This is a genomic window from Bradyrhizobium sp. (assembly GCF_049798375.1).
Classification (GTDB): domain Bacteria; phylum Pseudomonadota; class Alphaproteobacteria; order Rhizobiales; family Xanthobacteraceae; genus Bradyrhizobium.
The window spans coordinates 1-4,449 of record NZ_JBARGP010000468.1; the positions used below are offsets into that span (position 1 = coordinate 1).

Annotated in this window: 3 protein-coding genes and 1 pseudogene; 1 reads left to right on the forward strand and 3 read right to left on the reverse strand. The window is 64.2% G+C overall.

Annotation, left to right across the window (positions count from 1 at the left end; all coding sequences use genetic code 11):
• Window positions 1–2,126, reverse strand: a 2,126-nt coding sequence (locus WA702_RS19360; protein ID WP_425112149.1) for a transglycosylase domain-containing protein, incomplete at its 3' end; no start/stop codon positions are given.
• A gap of 143 nt (window positions 2,127–2,269) precedes the next feature.
• Here WA702_RS19360 and WA702_RS19365 point away from each other — a divergent pair.
• Window positions 2,270–2,698, forward strand: a complete 429-nt coding sequence (locus WA702_RS19365; RefSeq protein ID WP_425112150.1) for a DUF1330 domain-containing protein — start codon at window positions 2,270–2,272, stop codon at window positions 2,696–2,698.
• A gap of 209 nt (window positions 2,699–2,907) precedes the next feature.
• Here WA702_RS19365 and WA702_RS19370 read toward each other — a convergent pair.
• Together WA702_RS19370 and WA702_RS19375 are read right to left on the reverse strand one after the other, a co-directional pair.
• Window positions 2,908–3,219, reverse strand: a pseudogene (locus WA702_RS19370) (ABC transporter substrate-binding protein); the annotation flags it as partial.
• 300 nt (window positions 3,220–3,519) lie between these two features.
• On the reverse strand, window positions 3,520–4,449 hold a 930-nt coding region (locus WA702_RS19375; protein ID WP_425112151.1), incomplete at its 5' end, for an ABC transporter substrate-binding protein.

A 4,449-nucleotide genomic window follows, 5' to 3' on the forward strand; every position in this document is an offset into this window, starting at 1 on the left:
TAGCCGCCGCTCGCGTAGTTCGCCGCCGCCGGAGCAGGGGGCGATGGCGCGGTGATCTGGGCGGTGATCTGCGCCAAGGTGGGCGCGAGCCCTGCGCCTTGCGAATTTGGCAGTGCCGCCACCGGAACGCCCTGATGCGCCGCGCGCATGAAGCGCGTCCAGACCTCGACCGGCAGGCCGCCGCCGGTCGCCTTCTTGGTCGGCGAGTTGTCGTCATTGCCGAGCCAGACCCCGGTGACCAGATGGGCGGTATAGCCGATGAACCAGGCGTCGCGGAAATCCTGGCTGGTGCCGGTCTTGCCGGCTGCGACCCAGCCCGGAATTTCGGCCTTCTTGGCGGTGCCGGAGATCAGCGTCTCCTGCATCATCTGGTTCATCATCGCCACGTTCTGCGGCTCGATCACTTGGGCCGCCTGGTCCGGTTGGCGCAGATAGAGCAGCTTGCCGTCGAGCGTCTTGATCCGCGTCACCACATGCGGCGAGACGCCGACGCCGCCATTGGCGAACGGCACATAGGCGCCGACCAGCTCGAGCATCGACACCTCCGAGGTGCCGAGCGCGATCGACGGATTCGGATCGAGCTTGGAGGCGATGCCGAGCCGGTGCGCGGTGCGCACCACGTTCTTCGGCCCGACCTCGAGCCCGACACGTACCGCGACCGTGTTCAGCGAGTGAGCCAGCGCGGTTGTCAGCGTCACCGGGCCGGCATAGTCGCGGCTATAATTCTCCGGCTTCCAACCTTTCAGGTCGAGCGGCCCGTCCAGGCGCACGGTGTCCGGCGTCAGGCCCTGCTCGATTGCGGTTAGATAGACGAACGGCTTGAACGACGAGCCCGGCTGCCGCTTGGCGGTGACGGCGCGGTTATACTGGCTCTCGGAGTAATTTCTGCCGCCGACCATGGCGCGGACGGCGCCGTCGGGCGTCATCGCCACCAGCGCACCCTGGCTGACATTGAACTTCACGCTCTTGGCGGCGAGCTCGTCGATCACGGCGGACTCGGCGATCGCCTGCAGCTTCGGATCGATCGTGGTCTCGACCACAATCGACTGGTCGATCTGGCCGACCAGGTCATCGAGCACCTCGCCGATCCAGTCGGCGACGTAGTTGATGGTGCCGGCGCCGGCCGGCTTCATGGTGACCGCGGGATGGGCGATCTGCGCCTGCGCCTGCGCGTCGGTGATGAATTTGGCGTCGGCCATGGCCGCCAGCACGGTCTGCATGCGCTTCTCGGCGCCTTCGGGATTGCGGTTCGGCGCCAGCCGGGACGGCGACTTGACGAGGCCTGCCAGCATCGCGGCTTCGCCCAGCGTGACATGCCGCGCCGACTTGCCGAAATAGCGTTGGGCGGCGGCTTCGACGCCGTAGGCACCGGAGCCGAAATAGACCCGGTTCAGATACAGTTCGAGAATCTCGCGCTTGGAATATTTGCGCTCCAGCCACAGCGCGAGCTCGGCTTCCTGCAGCTTGCGCGCCAGCGTGCGCTCCTGGGTCAGGAACAGGTTCTTGGCGAGCTGTTGCGTCAAGGTCGAGCCGCCCTGCGACACGCCGTGATGCAGGATGTTGGTGACCAGTGCCCGGGCGATTCCGATCGGGTCGATGCCGAAATGACTGTAGAAGCGACGGTCCTCGATCGCGACGAACGCCTTCGGCAGATAGAGCGGCAGGTCCTTCAACGCGATATTGGCGCCGGCCATCTCGCCGCGCTGCGCCAGCATGCTGCCGTCGACACCTGTGATCTCGATGGTCGGCGGCCGTTTGGGAATTTCGAGCGACTGGATGGGCGGCAGATGCGCACCGGCCCAGACCACTACGCCGACCAGCGCGATCACGCCCCAGATGCCGCAGACCAGCGCCCAATAGGCCATGCGTCCGATCGAGAGGCCGATCCGCGATCTCCTCGCCGGCTTGGCCTTCTTGGGCTGGCGCGGCTTCATCTCGCGCGGCGGCGGCGCGTCGTCCTCATCCTCGTCGATCACAGGCTTGCGTTTAGGCATCGCTTTTTTCGGCGCCTTGTCGTCCGCGACAGGAATCCGGTCCTTGGGGTCGAGGCGCAAATCCGCCATGGCTGCCGCGAGGCCGAAGCGCGGCTCCTTGCGTCCGCCGCCTTGTTTCCGTCCCCACGCCATTCACACTCGAACCCGCGATCCCCTTGGCAGCCACGCTAACTGCCGGAGTTTAAGGCTCAGTTGAGGGGAAATTAACGCGAGATGAGCGCTGTCACGGCGTCAACGCGCGGTTATGGTTAAGCGGAAGTAAAACGGAGACACGCATGGGCCATATCGATCCGACCAAGGAGGTTTTCGCGGCGTTTCGCGCCAATGATCGCGAAGGCCCGATCCACATGCTCAATTTGGTGCGCCTGCGCAAACAGGCCGCCTATCCCGATGGCCGGAACGCGAGCGGCGCGGAGGCCTATGCGGCGTATGGTCGCGTGAGCGGCCCGGTGTTCAAAAGGCTCGGCGGCCGTATCGTCTGGCAGGGCCGGTTCGAACTGATGCTGATCGGTCCGCAAGAGGAGCGTTGGGACCACTGCTTCATCGCCGAATATCCCAGCGTCGCCGCCTTCGTCGAGATGATCCGCGATCCCGTCTACCGCGAGGCGGTCAAGCACCGTCAGGCCGCGGTAGAGGATTCCCGCCTGATCCGCCACGCCGTGCTGCCGATCGGCGAGAATTTCGGCGAGGTGCCGGCGTCGTAGATTCCTTATTGATCTGGGTCGGACAGTGCTTGCCGCCTGCACAGTGATCGCCGCGCGAACGGTATGTTCCCTCCCCCCTTGTGGGGCAGGGCTAGGGAGGGGGGTAATTCCGGCGGCGGCGCCCGTGGCTACCCTCCCCCACAAGGGGGGAGGGAGCGCATTTGTATCCGCGGCGACAGCGGCTTCGCATCACGCGGTATGAAGCGGCATCAGCCTGCGACCCCCGTATCCTCGACGATCGGGCCGAACGGCTGCCAGCGTTCGCCGTCGAACTTCATCATCTGCATCTGCTTGTTGATGCGGAAGTCGGTCGGCGAGGTCGTGATCGACATGCCCGGCAGCGCGAGGCTCGGCACGAAGCCCTTGATGTTGGTCGCCTGCATGATGTTCTCGCGCGAGAGGTCATCGCCGCATTGACGCAGGATCTGCACCAAAAGCTCGGCCGTCGAGAAGCCGTAGGTGTTGATGGTGCTCATCTTGTCGCCGTCGGGATAATATTTGTCCATGAAGTCGAGATGCGCTGCGGGCCGGGATCGCCTTCCTCATGGGATCCTTCCTCCTGTGTGCATGCTGCGCCGATGGTCATTGTCGTATGATCGGATCGATCGCCATCGCTGGACAGAGCGAGTGAAGCAAGGGCTCGGGCAAGCAACGCTGCACGGCAGCAGGGATGCGTGAGGGCGTAGCCGCCCAACGCAAAGCGGGGCCGCGTGAAGCGGCCCCGCTAGTTATGAGTTCGTCATTCCGGGGCGCTATTGCGCACTGGGAATCTTAAGCTTCGGGTCCGGCTCTACGAGCCGCCCCGGAACGACATCGGCCGACTAACCCGCCGGACCGGCGTCTTCCAGGATCGGGCCGAACAGCTCCCAGCGCTCGCCGTTGAACTTCATCATCTGCAGCTGCTTGTTGACGCGATAGTCGGTCGGCGAGGTGTTGATCTTCATGCCCGGCAGCGAGAAGTCGCCGGTGACGTCCTTCAGCGACGCGGCCTGCTTCATCACGTTCTCATGCGTCAGGTTGTCGCCGCACATCTGCAGCACCGTGACCAGCAGCTGCGCGGTCGAATAGCCGTAGGTGTTGAAGTTCGAGTTCTTGTCACCGTCCGGATAATACTTCGCCATGAAGTCGAAATAGCGCTTCAGGCCGGCATCGTCCTTCCACTGTGGGTCGAGCGGGTCCTTGCCGTAGTTGACCGAAATGAGGCCCTTGGAGGCCTCGAGCCCCGCCGGCTTCAGCACCGCGCCGACCGAGGTCGCGTTGATGTCGACGATATGCACCGGGTGCCAGTCGAGCTCGTTGACCTTCTTGATCGCCTGCGCCGCCTGCTTCGGCGTCGAGGCGGAGAACAGCAGATCGGCGCCCGCGGCCTTCAGCTTCAGGATCTGCGAATCGATGGTCGGATCGGAAACCTCGTAGGACGCCTCCGCGACGATCATGGTCGCGGCCTTGCCGCCGAGACCGGCCTTGATGCCGTTCAGGTAGTCCTTGCCGAGATCGTCGTTCTGATAGAGCACGCCGATCTTGGCGTTCGGATGCTCCTTCAGGATATACTGGCCGTAGATGCGACCCTCGGTGAAGTAGTTGGGGTTATATCCCATCGTCCACGGGAAATTCTTCGGGTCGGTGAATTTGGTGGCGCCGGTGGCGGCAAACAGCTGCGGCACCTTCTTGCCGTTGAGGTACTTCTGCACGGCGGCGTTCGAGGGCGTGCCGATGATCTGGAACGTCAGCAGCACCTCGTCGTCCTCGAC